Raw genomic sequence first — 16442 nt, forward strand, 5'->3', positions numbered from 1 at the left:
AGGCACTGTACGGGCATGCACCTGTAAACCCTGACAGTTTCGCCCTATCCCGAAAGCGTGCCTACTTTGTCCAGGCGCACCGGCGTACCGGGAGGGCAGCATGGCGGGTTCAGATAGGACAGGCCAGCTTGGGTCCAATGACCTTAGTGTCATAACGGTTACTCGTTTTCACTATGACGCACTGGACAGGCTGATCGGACGTAGCGCTACGGGCGACCTGGAACAACGCTTTTACCGAAACAATGAACTGGTGACCGAGATCAACGGAGCTGACAGTACGACTTTTGTCCGAGCGGAAGACGTTGTGCTCGCTCAACTCCTGGCCGGCGGTAGCTCTGGCGCCCGGTTGCTGGTGGGCGATGACAAGAACAGTGTGTTGGGGGAGGTCAGTCGGCAGGGCATCACGCGTCATGCCTACTCGCCCTACGGTCATCTCACTGATGCCGCATCAGCGAACAGCCTGCTGGGTTACAACGGCGAGCGGCGTGAAGGGCAAACCGGATGGTATTTGCTAGGCAAGGGCTACCGAGTCTTCAATCCGTTAATGATGAGGTTCCACGGTCCGGACAACTTGAGCCCGTTTGGAGAGGGTGGCTTAAATGCATATATGTATTGCATGGGGGATCCGATCAATCATCTAGACCCGACAGGGCATACCCCTTTAGGCTGGCTCCTCAGAGCCCTCAGGAAAACGACTAGCTCGGCGGATTATCTCGAAGATGTTTCAGGTATACCGCGGGATCTCTGAGAACTAATCCTGGTAAATCGGAAGCGGCGTCAATCAAAACCATTAGGCCTAAAGATGTGGAATACCTGAAGAAAAGGAGAAATTTTTATTCGGACGTGGTACTGGCGCGTAAAGCGGATCTCATCACGGCAGAGGTCGAGGGGAGCGCTCATATTGCGACTCTGGAGAGTCAAGTGGAAAGTAGTCTTAAGGTGTTTACGTCGGCCAATACGGGCTATCGACATGCTAAGAATAATATAGGCCGCCTAGGCAGGACCCGGCACAGTACAAGAGACTTTAAAATAATTGCAGCGGCATACGATCAGAAAATCTCACCGAGAAGTGATCTGGAAAAATACTTCAAAGGATTGAATCTCGGAGAGGAGGAGATGAAAAACATCCGCGGGCTCCGTATGTAAAACATCGAATATCCCTCCTTCCTTATTCCCGGATCGGCGATACTGATCCTATCGCTTGGACCCTGGTACCCCCAATGCCGCTTCAAATACTGGACACCCTTTCTGCCATCGTGCCCCAGGAATGGGACGCGCTGGTGCCCGCCAATCAACCGTTCCTGCGCCACGCGTTCCTCGCCACCCTGGAAGACAGCGCCAGCCTGGGCCCGCAATCCGGCTGGCAGGCCGAGCATTTGCTACATATAGAAGACGGTCACTTGTTGGCAGCCTTGCCCAGTTACCGCAAGTGGCATTCCTACGGTGAGTACGTGTTCGACCACGGCTGGGCCGATGCCTGTGCCCGGGCCGGGATCGACTATTACCCCAAGTTGCTGACGGCGGTGCCGTTCAGTCCGGTCAGTGGCCCGCGTTTGCTGGCGGCGCGGGGGGAGGATGGGCTGGCGTTGCTGGGCAGCGTGCCGGGGTATCTGGAGGTCGAGGGGCTGTCCAGCGCCCATATCAACTTTACCGATGCGTTCACCGACACGGCGCTGGCCGGGCAGGATGGCTGGTTGCAGCGGATCGGCTGCCAGTATCACTGGCGCAATCGCGGTTATCGGGATTTCCAGGACTTTCTCGACGCCCTCAGTTCCCGCAAGCGCAAGCAGATGCGCAAGGAGCGGGAGCAGGTGGCGGGGCAGGGTATCGAGTTCGAATGGCTCGATGGCCATCAACTGGATGAGGCCCAGTGGGATTTTGTCTACGCCTGTTACGCCAACACTTATGCGGTGCGTCGGCAGGCGCCGTACCTGACGCGGGCGTTTTTCAGCCTGCTGGCCGAACGCATGCCCGAGGCGATTCGCGTGGTGCTTGCCAAGCAAGGTTCACGGCCGGTGGCGATGGCATTCAGCCTGGTGGGCGGCGACAGTTTCTATGGACGGTACTGGGGCTGCCTGGCGGAGTTCGACCGGTTGCACTTCGAGACCTGTTTCTATCAAGGCATGGACTACGCGATTGCCCATGGCTTGCAGCGTTTTGACGCCGGCGCCCAGGGCGAGCACAAATTGATTCGCGGGTTCGAGCCGGTGATCACCCGGTCATGGCATTACTTGCGTCATCCGGGATTGAAGGCGGCGGTGGCGGACTTCCTGGCGCGCGAGCACGAGGGGGTACTGGCGTATGCCGAAGAGGCGAGGGCAGCCCTGCCTTATCGGCAGGTTGACTCCGGGGGCTGACACATCTACCTGTGGCGAGGGGATTTATCCCCGCTGGGCTGCGAAGCAGCCCCACTGCAGTCACTCAATCAGCCTGACACACCGCGTTTTCTGGCTTCAGGTCTGCTTCGCAGCCCAGCGGGGATAAATCCCCTCGCCACAGTGAGCCAGGCTCAAAGGCCTTGTGCCAAACCAGTTCTTGCAGTGAGCCAGGCTCAAAGGCCTTATGCCAAAGCAACTCTGAGGTCAGTCAATCCCCACAAACCCACCCGTCTGGTGATGCCACAGCCGCGCGTACAACCCGCCATGGGCCAACAGTTCGGCATGGCTGCCGGTTTCGGCGATGCGGCCATTTTCCAGTACCACCAAGCGGTCCATCCGGGCGATGGTGGAGAGGCGGTGGGCGATGGCGATCACGGTCTTGCCCTGCATCAGCGTTTCGAGGCTTTCCTGGATGGCCGCCTCGACTTCCGAGTCCAGCGCTGAGGTCGCTTCGTCCATGATCAGGATCGGCGCATCCTTGAGCAGCACCCGCGCGATAGCGATGCGCTGGCGCTGGCCACCGGACAGCTTTACCCCGCGCTCACCCACATGGGCATCGAACCCCGTGCGGCCTTCGGCATCCGACAGCAGTGGGATGAACTCATCGGCCCGGGCCTTGTGCACGGCTTCCCAGAGTTGTGCATCGGTGGCGTCGGGCTTGCCGTAGAGCAGGTTGTCGCGAATCGAGCGATGCAGCAGCGAGGTGTCCTGGGTAATCATGCCGATCCGCTCGCGCAGGCTTTCCTGGCCGACTTCGGCAATGTCCTGGCCGTCGATGAGGATGCGCCCGCCTTGTACGTCATAAAGGCGCAGCAGCAGGTTCACCAAGGTGGACTTGCCCGCACCGGACGGGCCGATCAAGCCGATTTTTTCGCCGGGCTTGATGATCAGGTTCAGGTCGCCGATCACCCCGCTCTTCTTGCCATAGTGGAAATCCACATGCTCGAAGCGCACTTCGCCCCGAGCGACCGCCAGGGGCTTGGCCTGGTCGCGGTCGGTGACGCTGACCGGCTGGGCGATGGTCTGCAGGCCGTCCTGGACCATGCCGATGTTTTCGAAGATGCCGTTGACCACCCACATGATCCAGCCGGACATGTTGACAATGCGGATCACCAGCCCGGTCGCCAGGGCAATGGCGCCCACACTGATCAGCGACTGGGTCCACAGCCACAGGGCCAGCGCCGTGGTGCCGACGATCAGCAGCCCGTTCATGCTGGTGATGACCACGTCCATGCTGGTGACCACGCGGCCGGCCAGCTGGGCTTTTTCGGTCTGTTCCTGGATGGCCTCGCGGGCGTATTGCTGTTCGAAGTTGGTGTGGGCGAACAGCTTGAGGGTGGTGATGTTGGTGTAGCCGTCGACGATCCGGCCCATGAGCTTGGAGCGGGCGTCGGACGATACCACCGAGCGCTCCTTGACCCGCGGCACGAAATAGCAGAGCGCGCCGATGTAGGCGGCGATCCACATCAGCAGCGGGATCATCAGGCGCCAGTCGGCTTCGGCGAACAGCACCAGGGAGCTGACGGCGTAGATCAGCACGTGCCAGAGGGCATCCACCGCTTGTACCGCCGAGTCGCGCAGGGAGTTGCCGGTCTGCATGATGCGCTGGGCGATGCGTCCGGCGAAGTCGTTCTGGAAGAAATTCAGGCTCTGCTTGAGCACGTAGCTGTGGTTCTGCCAGCGGATCAGGCTGGTCATGCCGGGGCTCAGGGTCTGGTGCACCAGCAGGTCATGCAGGGCCACGAAGATGGGCCGCAAGACCAGTGCCACCACGGCCATCCAGGCCAGCTCCAAGCCATGGACCTTGAAGAAGTCCACATTGGGCGTGCCCTGGGTCAGGTCGATGATGCGGCTCAGGTAGCTGAACAGCGCCACTTCGATCAGCGCGCCGATCAGGCCGACCACCAGCAGCACGGCGAAGCTGGGCCAGACCTGTTTCAAGTAATAGGTGTAGAAGGGCAGGACGCGGTTCGGCGGGGCCGAGCTCGGGGCGTCGCGGAAGATATCGATCAGTGTTTCGAAACGGCGAAAAACCATGGGTAAATGCCCTGGCGGGGGCTCTCCTTTTTGCTAATGGGCGGTGCGGGATCGCCGCGCCGCCCAGGCTTGCCATGTGCCTCTTCAGTCGAGGCGCTTGGCCGACTTAATGATCACAGGATCGACCGGCACGTTTTGCATGCCTTGTTTGGTCGTGGTCTGGGAGTTGACGATGATGTCCACCACGTCCATGCCCTTGACCACCTTGGCGAACACCGCGTAGCCGGCGTCACGGCCCGGGTCGAGGAAGGCGTTGTCGGCCACGTTGATGAAGAACTGGCTGGTGGCCGAGTCCGGGTTGGACGTGCGGGCCATCGACAAGGTACCGCGAACGTTGTGCAGGCCATTGCTGGCTTCGTTCTTGATCGGTGCCTTGGTGTCTTTTTGTTGCATGGCTTGAGTGAAGCCGCCGCCCTGGGCCATGAAGCCCGGGATCACACGGTGGAAAATCGTGTTGTTGTAGAAACCACTGTCCACGTACTCAAGGAAATTCTTGGTGCTGATGGGGGCCTTGACCGGGTCCAGTTCGATTTCGATCTGGCCGTTGGTGGTTTCCAGCAATACATGGGGCGCCTTGGCGGGGGTAGCGGCCATCAGGTTGGCGGCAAACAGTACGGTGCCAGCGGCAAGGGCGATTTTCTTCAGCATGGGGTCAGAGATCCTGAGTGGTGGAGTCGGTTGCGGTCAAAAAGTCGAGCAGGGTTTGGTTGAAGCGTTCGGGTTGATCCAGCGGGGTAGCGTGCCGTGAATCGGCGATGACCACCAGCCGTGCGTCGGGCAGCAGTTTTACATAGGCTTCTTTCAGCGCCACCGGGGTGTAGTCGTGGTCGGCGCAGATGACGAGGGTTGGACAGACGACCTGCGAAAGTCGTTCCTGAACCCCCCAGCCTACGATCGCATCGAAGCTGGCGAGATAAGCACGTTTGTCGTTCTTTGCCCAGCGTCGAGCCATTTCCAGGCGTAACTCGGTTTGCTCGGGCTTGGGAAACAATTTGGCGCCCAGGGCCTTGCCGATGGTTTCCAGGCTGAGCAGGCGCATCAGGCTCCAACGCTTGAACCATTGCCAGCAATCGTCGAGCGTGCGGACCTTGACCTGCGGCGCACTGTTGACGATGCACAGGCTCTTGACCCGTTCGGGTTCATCCACCGCCAGTTGGAAGCAGATCATGCCGCCCATGGACCAGCCCACCAAGTGCACCGGGCCGAGGTCCAGGTGTTCGATCAGCGCGCTCAGGTCGGCGCTGAAGCCGGCGATGCTGTAGCGCTCGCGAGGTTTGTCGGAACGACCGTGGCCGCGCACATCCATCACGATCAGACGGTAGCGGGCGGACAGTTCCGGGATCTGCTTTTCCCAGTCGCGGGTGCTGGAGCCCAGCCCATGGACCAGCACCAAGGGCGCGCCATGGCCGTATTCCTCGTAGTGCAGGTTGCAACCTTCGTGCTCGAAATAGGCCATCGGCGAAATCCTTGTCAGGCTTGTTCAGGGGCGGCGAACGGCGCATCCAGTGGCGCGGTGTCAAAGGTGCGCAGCAATTCGATCAGGATTTGCGTGGCCGGGCCCAGGGGTTTTTCCTTGTTTGAAAAAAGATAGAAGGTCGAGTTGCGGCTGCCTCCCTGTTCCAAGGGTAGACGCTTGAGCACGCCTTCCTTGAGCTCCCGCTCGATCATGTGCCGGGGCAGCCAGGCGAATCCCAGGCCGCTGCCGACAAAATTCGCGGCGGTGGCCAGGCTGCCCACGGTCCAGCGCTGTTCGGCGCCGAGCCAACCGACGTCCCGGGGCTGCTGGCGCCCGGAGTCGCGGATGACCACTTGCAACTGGCTTTCCAGGTCCTGGAAGTTCAGCTCGCGATTGAGGCGGTGCAGGGCATGCTCGGGGTGGGCCACCGCGATGAACTCCACATCGCTCAATTCCGCGCCCAGGTAACCGGGAATGCTGAAGCCGCTGATGGCCAGGTCGGCCACGCCTTCGAGCAACACTTCTTCGACACCCGACAACACTTCTTCGCGCAGCCGCACCCGGCAGCCACGGCTCTGCGGCATGAACGCGGTCAAGGCGCGAACCAGACGGGCGTTGGGGTAGGCCGCGTCGACCACTAGGCGCACTTCCGCTTCCCAGCCTTGCTCCATGTGGTGGGCCAGGTCTTCCAATTGGCTGGCCTGTTTCACCAGTTGCCGCGAGCGGCGCAGCAGGACGCCGCCGGCTTCGGTCAGTACGGCCTTGCGCCCGTCGATGCGCAGCAAGGGTACGCCGAGTTGATCCTGCATGCGTGCCACGGTGTAGCTCACTGACGACTGGGAGCGATGCAGCACATCGGCGGCCTGGGCGAAACCGCCGTGGTCGACCACCGCCTGCAGGGTGCGCCATTGATCAAGGGTCACACGGGGCGCTTTCATATCGGGCTCCTCTTGTCCTAAGCTGGCGGTCCCTTGGTGGAGACTGCCGAATGAAGAAAATCTGTTGTGCAGTGGTGCTGGCCTTGCTGCCGCTGACTGCATTTGCCTACCCGATCGATGTGGAAAAACACCTCAACGGCCTGAGCATCGACTACAACGCCTATGACACCGATGCCGACATCGGCTCTATACAGGTCAACAACTACGGCAGCACCGACGCGGCTTGTACCGTCGTCTTCAGCAATGGCCCGGAAGCACCTCGCACCCGCAAGATCGAAGTCGCCGCCGGCAAGTTCAAGAACGCCACGGCCAAGTTCAACCGCAACATCATCAAGCTGCGCATCAAGCTGACCTGTCAGCCGAAGTAGCGCGCCTGGCAGTGGGGCAGGCCATATTGCTTGCTTCGCTTATAAACGAATTTATCGATGCATTACAGCAGTTATTTGCGCTTTTTCATCGATATGCTCACGTTTAACCTTCACTCCATCGACTTACAACATTCTCAGATGGAGCCTACAAGCCATGTCCCGCGTTCTGATCATCGAAAGCAGTGCCCGCCAGCAAGACTCGGTTTCCCGCCAACTGACCCAGACCTTCATCAACCAGTGGAAAGCCGCACACCCGGCCGACGAAATCAGCGTTCGCGACCTGGCCATCAACCCGGTGCCACACCTGGATGCCAATTTACTGGGCGGTTGGATGAAGCCTGTCGAGCAGCGCAACGACATTGAAAACGCCTCGCTGGAGCGCTCCAACCAACTGACCGATGAGTTGCTGGCCGCCGACGTCCTGGTAATGGCTGCGCCGATGTACAACTTCGCCATTCCCAGCACCTTGAAAGCCTGGCTCGACCACGTGCTGCGTGCCGGCGTGACGTTCAAATACACCCCCACCGGTCCCCAAGGCCTGCTGGCCGACAAGCGCGCCTTCGTGCTCACCGCCCGGGGCGGCATTCACGCCGGTGGCAGCACTGACCACCAGGAACCCTACCTGCGCCAGGTCATGGGCTTCATCGGTATCCACGACGTGACCTTCATCCATGCCGAAGGCATGAACCTGGGCGGCGACTTCCAGGAGAAGGGGCTGAATCAGGCCAACGCCAAACTGTCCCAGGTCGCCTGATCCGTTAATCCTCAGGTAATCGCCAGGTGGTCTAGTGACCTGGCGCTTCCCTTCAAACCGTTTTGCGCATCGAACCTCCCTTTGCACTTATTGCTCCTGAGTGCATCAGCCCGATTGAACGCTATTAGCGAGATCGGGCTTTTTTTTGGGGAAATGGAAACAACGACTCTTTGACATGGACGACCCTCTCGTCAGGAGGGCTGGAAGATGTGCAGGCCATGGCTTCACTCGGATTTGGCAAGTCTCTCGATGCCTGCTGTGGTAGTTTATGCGCGCAATTGCAGTAGGGAGACTGTGATATGTTCAAATTCAAACGCAAAACATGGGCTTTGTTCTTGGCCTATTTCATAGGGGCGAGTGGCTACATCTACTACCTCTATGTCGAGACGCAAAGCGTCCTCACTGACAATATCAATAATAAATTGCTGCATGCCGCACTGGGCGCTTCGGCCATTCTCGGCGACCGTTACCATGACAATCTGGTCGATAAACATTCCAAATCGCAGGCGCAAGACTGGGATAGCATTGAGCGGCTTTCCAGCTTCAACGAGTCCATGGGCACTGCGTTTGTCTACAGTGTGATCAAGCGAGGTGGCGTCGCTTACCTGGTCAGCTCCAGCGCATCGAAGCAAGAAATTCAAGAGGGGAATTTCGTACGGTTTTTCGATCCGTATCCCGATGCGAGCCAGGCTTTACTCGACAGTTTCGAGCGTACCAAGCCAACCTGGATCGATTACTCGGATCATTGGGGGGATTTTCGCGCGGTCTTTGTCCCACTGAAATCACAAGACGGTACGGTGTATGTTGTCGGGGCGGAAATTACCCTGGCCGACTACTACCAACAACTTAATCATGACTCCCTTTACCATGTCATCGTGGCCCTTCTGGTATTTCTCGCTTTTATCCTTTTACGCATGCGTGCGCATCTCCAGCAATTGCGAGTCAATGAACACGTACTGAATCAGGCAAAAAATGCCGCCGAAGACGCCGATCGTTCGAAAACCAGATTTCTGGCCACCATGAGTCATGAAATCCGCACCCCTATGTACGGCGTCATTGGCGCGACCGAGCTGCTGGCCCAGTCCGAACTGAATCCCGAGCAGCGCCGTCTGCTGAAAACAATTCATGGCAGTGGGCGAACGCTGTTGTCGCTTATTGATAACGTACTCGATCTTGCAAAAATCGAAGCAGGCAAGCTTGAGTTGAAGCCTTGCGTGTTTGACGTACGAGCACTGGTTTCTTCCAGCCTTGAAATGATCCGACAAAATATCCAGGGTAAGCCAATTGCCCTTGAAGCCAAGGTTTCGTCGGACGTACCGCCCTTGGTCAAGACCGATATCGATTGTCTTCGCCAGGTATTGATCAACTTGCTGGGCAACGCCGTCAAGTTCACCGAAAGCGGAGAGGTTTCGCTCACCGTGACTACCAGTGGTCATGGCCCTCAAGCCCGACTCGACTTTTCCATACGCGATACCGGCATTGGCATCCCACTGGAGCGGCAGGACAGCCTGTTCAAGCCCTTTGCCCAATTCAAAGAGCCGGTCAGCCAAGGTTTTACAGGGAGTGGACTGGGGCTTTCCATTTGCAAGAGTCTGATCGAGGCGCAACGGGGGACCTTGTCCTTTACCAGCCAGCCCGGGGTCGGGTCGACGTTTTGCTTCTCGCTTCCCATGGCGCTTTTTTCAGTCTCGGAAATCCCCTACGCCAACGATCACGCCGCGGTGAGTGTCAACGTATCTTTTGCCGAAGAGTACCCGCTGGACATCCTGCTGGTGGAAAATCATCCCGTGAGCCAGAAAGTTGCCATGGCGATGCTGCAAGAGTTGGGTTATGCCCCCGGTCTTGCATCAAATGGGCGGGAGGCAGTCGAACAGTGCATGACTTCGATTCCAGAGATCGTTTTCATGGACATCGAGATGCCTGTCATGGACGGGCTGGAGGCCATCCATAGAATCCGTGAACTCCCGGGGGGGGTTACCTGCTATATCGTGGCCTTCACCGCGAGCGCCTTTTCCAGCGAGATAGAGCGTTTCAGGGCGGCGGGTGCCGATGACGTTTTAACCAAACCGGCGAACTTCCAGGCGTTGACCCGTGTGCTTCAGCGGGCGGCCAGTGGCCGGCTTCAGCGCCACACTGGCGTTGCGGTGCTGTAAAGCCTTTCAAATCAGTGATTCAGACCCACATCGTTGGCAACCGGTACTCGATCGCCGCGAGCAAGCTCGCTCCCACCGAGCAAAACCGCTATCTTCGCCGCCATTCGAAATGAGGGGTGGTATGGGCTATCTACTTTTTGTGACATTGATCCAGGCGTTTTCCTTCAGCCTGATCGGCGAGTACCTGGCCGGGCATGTGGACAGCTATTTCGCGGTGCTGGTGCGCGTGGTACTGGCGGGACTGGTGTTCATTCCACTGACCCGTTGGCGCCAGGTGGAGCCGTCGTTCATGCGCGGCATGCTGTTGATCGGCGCCTTGCAGTTCGGCGTGACCTACGTGTGCCTGTACCTGAGCTTCCGTGTGCTGACGGTGCCCGAGGTTCTGCTTTTCACCATCCTGACGCCGCTGCATGTGACCCTGATCGAAGATGCGCTCAATCGTCGCTTCAATCCCTGGGCCCTGATCGCGGCGCTGGTGGCCGTGGCCGGCGCGGCGGTGATTCGCTATGACCGGATCAACCCGGACTTCTTCATGGGCTTTTTGTTGCTGCAACTGGCCAACTTCACCTATGCCGCCGGGCAGGTGCTCTACAAACACTTGGTGGCCCGTCATCCGAGTGACCTGCCGCATTACCGGCGTTTCGGTTATTTCTATCTCGGTGCGCTGATGGTGGCGTTGCCGGCCTTCCTGCTGTTCGGCAAGGCCGACTTCTGGCCCGACGCCCCGCTGCAATGGGGCGTGCTGGTGTTCCTAGGCCTGGTTTCCACCGCGCTGGGGCTGTACTGGTGGAACAAGGGCGCGTGCCTGGTCAACGGTGGGACGCTGGCGGTGATGAACAACCTGCACGTGCCGGTGGGGCTGCTGGTGAACCTGCTGATCTGGAACCAGCACGAGGCGTTGGGGCGGTTGCTGCTGGGTGGGTCGGTGATATTGGCGGCGGTGTGGATCAGCCGGTTGGGGGTACGCCAGCCGCAACCTGCACCCTGAACACTGTGGGAGCGAGCTTGCTCGCGATAGCCGAGCATCAGTCAGCATCTATGTTTCTGACAGATCGCTATCGCGAGCAAGCTCGCTCCCACAGGGGGATGGTGGTTGGCTTTAGACCACCTGCTTCTGCGGCTCGGGCAGATGACTCGCCCCCAACACCCCCGGCAGCAGCCCCGAACGCAAGTCCGTGCCGCTCGGCTGCTGATACAGGTTCAAGCCGAATTCCGGCATCACCGCCAGCAGGTAATCGAAGATATCCCCCTGGATGCGCTCGTAGTCCGTCCACGCGGTGGTGCGGGTGAAGCAGTAGATTTCCAGGGGGATGCCCTGGGCGGTGGTCTGCATCTGGCGCACCATGCAGGTCATGTTCGGCTGGATCTCCGGGTGGCTCTTCAAATAGGCCAGGGCATAGGCCCGGAAAGTACCCTGGTTGGTCATCCGTCGACGGTTGGCCGACATCGCCGCGACGTTGCCCTGGGCTTCGTTCCAGGCCTTGAGTTCAGCCTGCTTGCGGCTGATGTAGTCGGTCAACAGGCGGACTTGGGTCAGGCGTTGTTCTTCGTCGTCATGCAGGAAGCGCACGCCGCTGGCGTCGATGAACAGGCTGCGCTTGATCCGGCGACCACCGGACTGCTGCATGCCGCGCCAGTTCTTGAACGACTCGGACATCAGGCGCCAGGTCGGGATCGAGACGATGGTCTTGTCGAAGTTCTGCACCTTCACCGTGTGCAGGGTGATGTCCACCACATCGCCGTCGGCGCCGACCTGAGGCATCTCGATCCAGTCGCCGACCCGCAGCATGTCGTTGCTGGTCAGCTGCACGCTGGCGACGAACGACAGCAGGGTGTCCTTGTAGACCAACAGGATCACTGCCGACATCGCACCCAGGCCCGACAGCAGCAACAGCGGCGAGCGGTCGATCAACGTGGCGACAATGATGATCGCGCCAAACACATACAGCACCATCTTCGTCAGTTGCACGTAGCCCTTGATCGAGCGGGTACGCGCGTGTTCGGTGCGGGCGTACACGTCCAGCAGGGCGCTGAGCAGGGCACTGAGGCTCAGCATCATGAACAGGATGGTGAACGCCAGGGCGACATTGCCCAGGAAAACCAGGCTGGTCTTGCTCAGTTCCGGCACCAGATGCAGGCCGGACTGGATGATCAGTGACGGCGTCATCTGCGCCAGGCGGTGAAAGACCTTGTTCTGGCGCAGGTCATTGACCCAGTGCAGGGCCGGTTGGCGTCCCAGCAACTTGGCAGCGTGCAGGATCAAGTAGCGCGCTACCCGCCCCAGCACCAGGGCGATGACCAGCAGCAACATCAGGGCGAGGCTGGAATGCAGGAACGGGTGCTGGTCAAGGGCACCCCAGAGGTCTTGGAGGTTGACCCAGAGTTGTTTGATGTCCATGGACGAAACGATTCTTCTATAAAGACGCGACGGGACGATTAGAGCATTTAAGCCCGGTCAAGTGACCGTCGATGCAATATTGGCTGATAAAAATGCACTGATTTACCGCCGTTTGTATAAAGAAACTCGGCCTTCGCGCTCGAAACCGTTACCCTATGCAGCTGTTTTTTTGCATTTCTTCGAGGTAGCACCCGTGTTTTCCCAATTCGCCCTGCACGAACGCCTGCTCAAAGCCGTGGCCGAGCTTAAATTTGTCGAGCCAACGCCGGTGCAGGCAGCGGCTATTCCGCTCGCGCTCCAGGGGCGTGACCTGCGGGTGACGGCGCAGACCGGCAGCGGCAAGACCGCCGCGTTCGTGCTGCCGATCCTCAATCGCCTGATCGGCCCGGCCAAGGTCCGCGTCAGCATCAAGACCCTGATCCTGCTGCCGACCCGCGAACTGGCCCAGCAGACCTTGAAGGAAGTGGAGCGCTTCTCGCAATTCACCTTCATCAAGTCCGGCCTGATCACCGGTGGCGAGGACTTCAAGGTCCAGGCCGCCATGCTGCGCAAGGTGCCTGACATCCTGATCGGCACGCCGGGGCGGATGATCGAGCAGTTGAACGCCGGCAACCTGGATCTCAAGGAAGTCGAAGTACTGGTGCTGGACGAAGCCGACCGCATGCTGGACATGGGGTTTGCCGAAGACGTGCAGCGCCTGGTGGACGAATGCGTCAATCGCCAGCAGACCATGCTGTTCTCCGCCACCACGGGCGGCTCGGGCCTGCGCGAGATGATCGCCAAGGTGCTGAACAACCCCGAGCACTTGCAGCTCAACGCGGTCAGCCAACTGAACTCCACGACCCGGCAGCAGATCATCACAGCTGATCACAACGTCCACAAAGAACAGATCGTGAACTGGCTGCTGGCCAACGAAACCTACGAAAAAGCCATTGTGTTCACCAACACCCGCGCCATGGCCGACCGCATCTACGGTCGCCTGGTGGCCCAGGAATACAAGGCGTTCGTGCTGCACGGCGAGAAAGACCAGAAGGATCGCAAGCTGGCCATCGACCGCCTCAAGCAGGGCGGCGTGAAAATCCTCGTCGCCACCGACGTCGCCGCCCGTGGCCTGGACGTGGATGGCCTGGACATGGTCATCAACTTCGACATGCCCCGCAGCGGCGACGAATACGTGCACCGCATCGGCCGTACCGGTCGTGCCGGCAACGATGGCCTGGCGATCTCGCTGATCTGCCACGGCGACTGGAACCTGATGTCGAGCATCGAGCGCTACCTCAAGCAGAGCTTCGAGCGCCGCACCATCAAGGAAGTCAAAGGCACCTACGGCGGGCCGAAAAAGGTCAAGGCGTCGGGCAAGGCCGTTGGCGTGAAGAAGAAAAAGGTCGATGGCAAGGGCGACAAGAAGAAAGCCGCCGCCAAGGCTCCGACCAAGCGCAAGACCGCCAACCGCCCGAAAAGCGACACCCCGTCGCTGGTCAGCAAGGACGGCATGGCCCCGCTCAAGCGCCGCAAGCCAGAGGCGCCTGCGGCTGAGTGAAACGGCGGTAGCGCTTCATGAAAAAACCGGACCTTGGGTCCGGTTTTTTTATGGATAAACACAAAACTACCTGCCATGCAGAGACCCTGTGGCGAGGGGATAAATCCCCTCGCCACAAAAGCTGGCTGTGCTCGAGATGTGGGCAATCACTGCGCTTTCTTCTCCGCCTCCTTCAACTCTTCCAGGCGCTTATCGATCAACTGGCACTTATCCGGCAAATCCTTGCTGGCCGTCTCCAGGTCCATGGCCTGCAACTCATCATTGATTTCCTTGGCCTTGGTTGGGTTCTGTTCGGTGAGCTTGGTCACTTCCTGGGCCAGTTGTTCACGCTTGAGGGTGGCTTCGTCAGGCGTGCAAGTAGCCCAGGCGGGCAGGGCGCAGGTGAGGGCGGCGGCGAGGGTGAGTTTGAGAAAGTTTTTCATGACAGGGCCTCGTATTCCTTGTTGGGCAGGTAATGGGTGGAGGCCAGTGTTGGTCGGAAAGTTCATTCGTTAGGGGCTGTGAGGGCCTGTGTGTTTGTTTTGTAGGAGGTATCCATCTTAGCTCTGGAGCTTTCGTACCTCCGTACCGGACCCATCTGATTTCAGATGAATGGTTTCAGTAATAGCCTCAAAGCCGAATTCATTTAGTTGACGCCAAAAAGATGGCTAATTAATATCGCGCCACTATTTTGATGTCACTTCTGATCGAGGGATCGAACATGTCCTCACCCGCCTTTTGGGCGAGGTTGTGCGTAGCTTTGCTGTGCCTTTCTCCACTTACCCTGGCTCACGCCGCCCCGACGCCTGGCGACACGGACCTGATCCGCGAGCGCCAGAACCGTTTGCTCGAAGAGCAACGCCGTCGTTTGGAGGAGCTCAAGGAGCTGCCCGGCAAAGAGGCGAAGCCGATCCAGCCGACAGCCCCTGCCGATACCCGTTGCTTCGCCATCCAGACCATTGAGCTCAAGGGCGCCGACAGCCTTTCCGCCAGCGAGCGCGAGCGCCTGCTGGCGCCCTACATCGGCCGATGCCTGGGCGTGCCGCAGCTTAACGAGCTGCTCAAGGTCATCACCGACCTTTACATCGAAAAGGGCCTGGTCACCAGTCGTGCCTATCTGCCGCAACAGGATTTGTCGGGCGGACATTTGAGTGTGCTGGTGGTGGAAGGGCGGCTCGAAGGGTTGAAGGGGGCCGAAAACAGCAAGCTGTCGGATCGCGAATTGGCGATGGCGTTTCCCGGACAGACCGGCGAGTTGGTCAACCTGCGGGAGATCGAACAGATGGTGGATCAGCTCAATCGCCTGCCATCGAACCAGGCCAAAATGGAGCTGACCCCCGGCCAGGAAGTCGGTGGCAGTGAAGTGCGGGTCACCAACGAACCGAAAAAACCTTGGCGCGCCGGACTGTCGCGCAGCAACGACGGCCAGCGCAGCACCGGTGAGCAACAATGGGGCAGCAGTTTCGAATGGGACAGCCCGTTGGGCCTGGCCGACCAATTGATGTTGCGCGGCGGTCACGACGCGATGACCGACCACCAGCACACCTCCCGCAACGCCATGCTCTATTACAACCTGCCGTTTGGCTGGTGGAACGTCAGTTACACCTACAGCCAGAGCGAATACCGCTCGCAGATCCCGGCCAACGGCTTCAACTTCAAGCAGACCGGCGACAGCCAGAACCATCAGTTGCGGGTCGAGCGGGTGATCCATCGCGATGCGCTGAGCAAGACCTCCCTCAACACGGGCCTTTCGTACCTGCGCACCCAAAACTTCATTGAAGGCAGCAAACTCGCCGAAAGCAGCAATCGCATCAGCGAGGCGCAGTTCGGCATCAACCATGGGCGGCGGGTCGGCAATGCCTTCGTCAACCTCGACCTGGGCCTGCAACAAGGTATCGGTGCCTTCGATGCCCAGGGTGATCACGACCCTGGGCCTGGGCTGCCGGATGCGCGCTACCGCAAGTACACCGCCACCCTCAGCTACCTGCAGCCTTTCAAGTTGTGGGACGAGTCCTTCAGCTTCAGCAGCCTGATGACCGGCCAGCGCAGCGAAGACGTGCTGTTCAGCCCGCAGCGCATGAGCCTGGGCGGACAATCTTCCATCCGCGGCTACAAGGATCAATCCCTGTCCGGCGACAGCGGCGGTTACTGGCGCAACGATCTGCGCTGGAGCCGCCCGATAGCGGTGGAGTGGCTGCGCCCGGTGTTCGCCGAATACGGCACCAGCCTCGGTTATGACCAGGGCGTGATTCGCGGCAATCGCTACAACGGCAATCAGCACGGGCGCATGTCGAGCAACTCGGTGGAGTTGTTCGCCCGCGGTGAGCACCTGAACGCCAGCGTCACCTTCGCCCATTCCCTGGAACGCCCGGATGTCCTGACCGAGCGCGAAGCGCCGATCTACTTCCGCGTGGACGTACTTCTTTAAAATTTTGCTGCAA

At 59.6% G+C, this 16442-nt stretch carries 14 protein-coding genes; 8 read left to right on the top strand and 6 right to left on the bottom strand.

Features of this window, described 5'->3' with window-relative positions:
- Positions 1-100: 100 nt before the first annotated feature.
- Together ACMTA2_RS08515 and ACMTA2_RS08520 are read left to right on the top strand one after the other, a co-directional pair.
- Positions 101-748, top strand: a complete 648-nt coding sequence (locus ACMTA2_RS08515) for an RHS repeat-associated core domain-containing protein (protein WP_413794499.1) — start codon at positions 101-103, stop codon at positions 746-748.
- 472 nt (positions 749-1220) lie between these two features.
- Complete coding sequence (locus ACMTA2_RS08520; protein WP_413794500.1) at positions 1221-2357, top strand: GNAT family N-acetyltransferase; 1137 nt, start codon at positions 1221-1223, stop codon at positions 2355-2357.
- Between the two features lie 225 nt (positions 2358-2582).
- Here the strand turns inward: ACMTA2_RS08520 and ACMTA2_RS08525 are convergent, their stop codons facing one another.
- From ACMTA2_RS08525 to ACMTA2_RS08540, 4 genes are all read right to left on the bottom strand, one after another.
- Entirely contained in the window at positions 2583-4415 is a 1833-nt protein-coding gene (locus tag ACMTA2_RS08525) for an ABC transporter ATP-binding protein (protein ID WP_413794501.1), read from the bottom strand.
- Between the two features lie 84 nt (positions 4416-4499).
- On the bottom strand, positions 4500-5063 hold the full coding sequence (locus tag ACMTA2_RS08530; protein WP_413794502.1) for a peptidylprolyl isomerase: 564 nt from the start codon (positions 5061-5063) through the stop codon (positions 4500-4502).
- A 4-nt stretch (positions 5064-5067) separates the two neighbouring features.
- Positions 5068-5871: an alpha/beta fold hydrolase gene (locus tag ACMTA2_RS08535; protein WP_413794503.1), complete on the bottom strand. Its 804-nt coding sequence runs from the start codon at positions 5869-5871 to the stop codon at positions 5068-5070.
- 14 nt (positions 5872-5885) lie between these two features.
- Entirely contained in the window at positions 5886-6809 is a 924-nt protein-coding gene (locus ACMTA2_RS08540) for a PA3225 family LysR-type transcriptional regulator (RefSeq protein WP_413794504.1), read from the bottom strand.
- Positions 6810-6859: 50 nt separating this feature from the next.
- Here ACMTA2_RS08540 and ACMTA2_RS08545 point away from each other — a divergent pair, with 50 nt between their 5' ends.
- The 4 genes from ACMTA2_RS08545 to ACMTA2_RS08560 all read left to right on the top strand — a co-directional run bounded on the left by ACMTA2_RS08545 (position 6860) and on the right by ACMTA2_RS08560 (position 11072).
- On the top strand, positions 6860-7177 hold the full coding sequence (locus ACMTA2_RS08545) for a 3-phosphoglycerate kinase (protein ID WP_413794505.1): 318 nt from the start codon (positions 6860-6862) through the stop codon (positions 7175-7177).
- A 154-nt stretch (positions 7178-7331) separates the two neighbouring features.
- On the top strand, positions 7332-7931 hold the full coding sequence (locus tag ACMTA2_RS08550; protein ID WP_413794506.1) for an FMN-dependent NADH-azoreductase: 600 nt from the start codon (positions 7332-7334) through the stop codon (positions 7929-7931).
- 299 nt (positions 7932-8230) lie between these two features.
- Positions 8231-10084, top strand: coding sequence for an ATP-binding protein (locus tag ACMTA2_RS08555; RefSeq protein WP_413794507.1), 1854 nt, complete (start codon positions 8231-8233; stop codon positions 10082-10084).
- Positions 10085-10205: 121 nt separating this feature from the next.
- The gene (locus ACMTA2_RS08560) at positions 10206-11072 is read left to right on the top strand and encodes a carboxylate/amino acid/amine transporter (RefSeq protein WP_413794508.1); all 867 of its coding nucleotides are present in this window, start codon (positions 10206-10208) and stop codon (positions 11070-11072) included.
- A 111-nt stretch (positions 11073-11183) separates the two neighbouring features.
- On the opposite strand, the gene ACMTA2_RS08565 is transcribed toward ACMTA2_RS08560, so the two are convergent.
- Positions 11184-12482: a mechanosensitive ion channel family protein gene (locus ACMTA2_RS08565; RefSeq protein ID WP_413794509.1), complete on the bottom strand. Its 1299-nt coding sequence runs from the start codon at positions 12480-12482 to the stop codon at positions 11184-11186.
- A 193-nt stretch (positions 12483-12675) separates the two neighbouring features.
- On the opposite strand from ACMTA2_RS08565, the gene ACMTA2_RS08570 reads away from it, so the two are divergent.
- Positions 12676-14022: a DEAD/DEAH box helicase gene (locus tag ACMTA2_RS08570; RefSeq protein ID WP_413794510.1), complete on the top strand. Its 1347-nt coding sequence runs from the start codon at positions 12676-12678 to the stop codon at positions 14020-14022.
- A 146-nt stretch (positions 14023-14168) separates the two neighbouring features.
- Here the strand turns inward: ACMTA2_RS08570 and ACMTA2_RS08575 are convergent, their stop codons facing one another.
- Complete coding sequence (locus tag ACMTA2_RS08575) at positions 14169-14444, bottom strand: hypothetical protein (RefSeq protein WP_413794511.1); 276 nt, start codon at positions 14442-14444, stop codon at positions 14169-14171.
- Positions 14445-14722: 278 nt separating this feature from the next.
- Here ACMTA2_RS08575 and ACMTA2_RS08580 point away from each other — a divergent pair, with 278 nt between their 5' ends.
- Positions 14723-16429: a ShlB/FhaC/HecB family hemolysin secretion/activation protein gene (locus ACMTA2_RS08580; protein WP_413794512.1), complete on the top strand. Its 1707-nt coding sequence runs from the start codon at positions 14723-14725 to the stop codon at positions 16427-16429.
- Positions 16430-16442: the final 13 nt, after the last annotated feature.

This window comes from Pseudomonas medicaginis (assembly GCF_965119365.1).
GTDB lineage: Bacteria > Pseudomonadota > Gammaproteobacteria > Pseudomonadales > Pseudomonadaceae > Aquipseudomonas.

Bases quoted from the DNA above. Each gene is read 5' to 3' on its own strand.
- ACMTA2_RS08580 (WP_413794512.1), top strand. From the start codon at position 14,723: ATGTCCTCACCCGCCTTTTGGGCGAGGTTGTGCGTAGCTTTGCTGTGC.
- ACMTA2_RS08535 (WP_413794503.1), bottom strand. From the start codon at position 5,871: ATGGCCTATTTCGAGCACGAAGGTTGCAACCTGCACTACGAGGAATAC.
- ACMTA2_RS08520 (WP_413794500.1), top strand. From the start codon at position 1,221: ATGCCGCTTCAAATACTGGACACCCTTTCTGCCATCGTGCCCCAGGAA.
- ACMTA2_RS08560 (WP_413794508.1), top strand. From the start codon at position 10,206: ATGGGCTATCTACTTTTTGTGACATTGATCCAGGCGTTTTCCTTCAGC.
- ACMTA2_RS08530 (WP_413794502.1), bottom strand. From the start codon at position 5,063: ATGCTGAAGAAAATCGCCCTTGCCGCTGGCACCGTACTGTTTGCCGCC.
- ACMTA2_RS08550 (WP_413794506.1), top strand. From the start codon at position 7,332: ATGTCCCGCGTTCTGATCATCGAAAGCAGTGCCCGCCAGCAAGACTCG.
- ACMTA2_RS08545 (WP_413794505.1), top strand. From the start codon at position 6,860: ATGAAGAAAATCTGTTGTGCAGTGGTGCTGGCCTTGCTGCCGCTGACT.
- ACMTA2_RS08540 (WP_413794504.1), bottom strand. From the start codon at position 6,809: ATGAAAGCGCCCCGTGTGACCCTTGATCAATGGCGCACCCTGCAGGCG.
- ACMTA2_RS08525 (WP_413794501.1), bottom strand. From the start codon at position 4,415: ATGGTTTTTCGCCGTTTCGAAACACTGATCGATATCTTCCGCGACGCC.
- ACMTA2_RS08565 (WP_413794509.1), bottom strand. From the start codon at position 12,482: ATGGACATCAAACAACTCTGGGTCAACCTCCAAGACCTCTGGGGTGCC.
- ACMTA2_RS08575 (WP_413794511.1), bottom strand. From the start codon at position 14,444: ATGAAAAACTTTCTCAAACTCACCCTCGCCGCCGCCCTCACCTGCGCC.
- ACMTA2_RS08555 (WP_413794507.1), top strand. From the start codon at position 8,231: ATGTTCAAATTCAAACGCAAAACATGGGCTTTGTTCTTGGCCTATTTC.
- ACMTA2_RS08515 (WP_413794499.1), top strand. From the start codon at position 101: ATGGCGGGTTCAGATAGGACAGGCCAGCTTGGGTCCAATGACCTTAGT.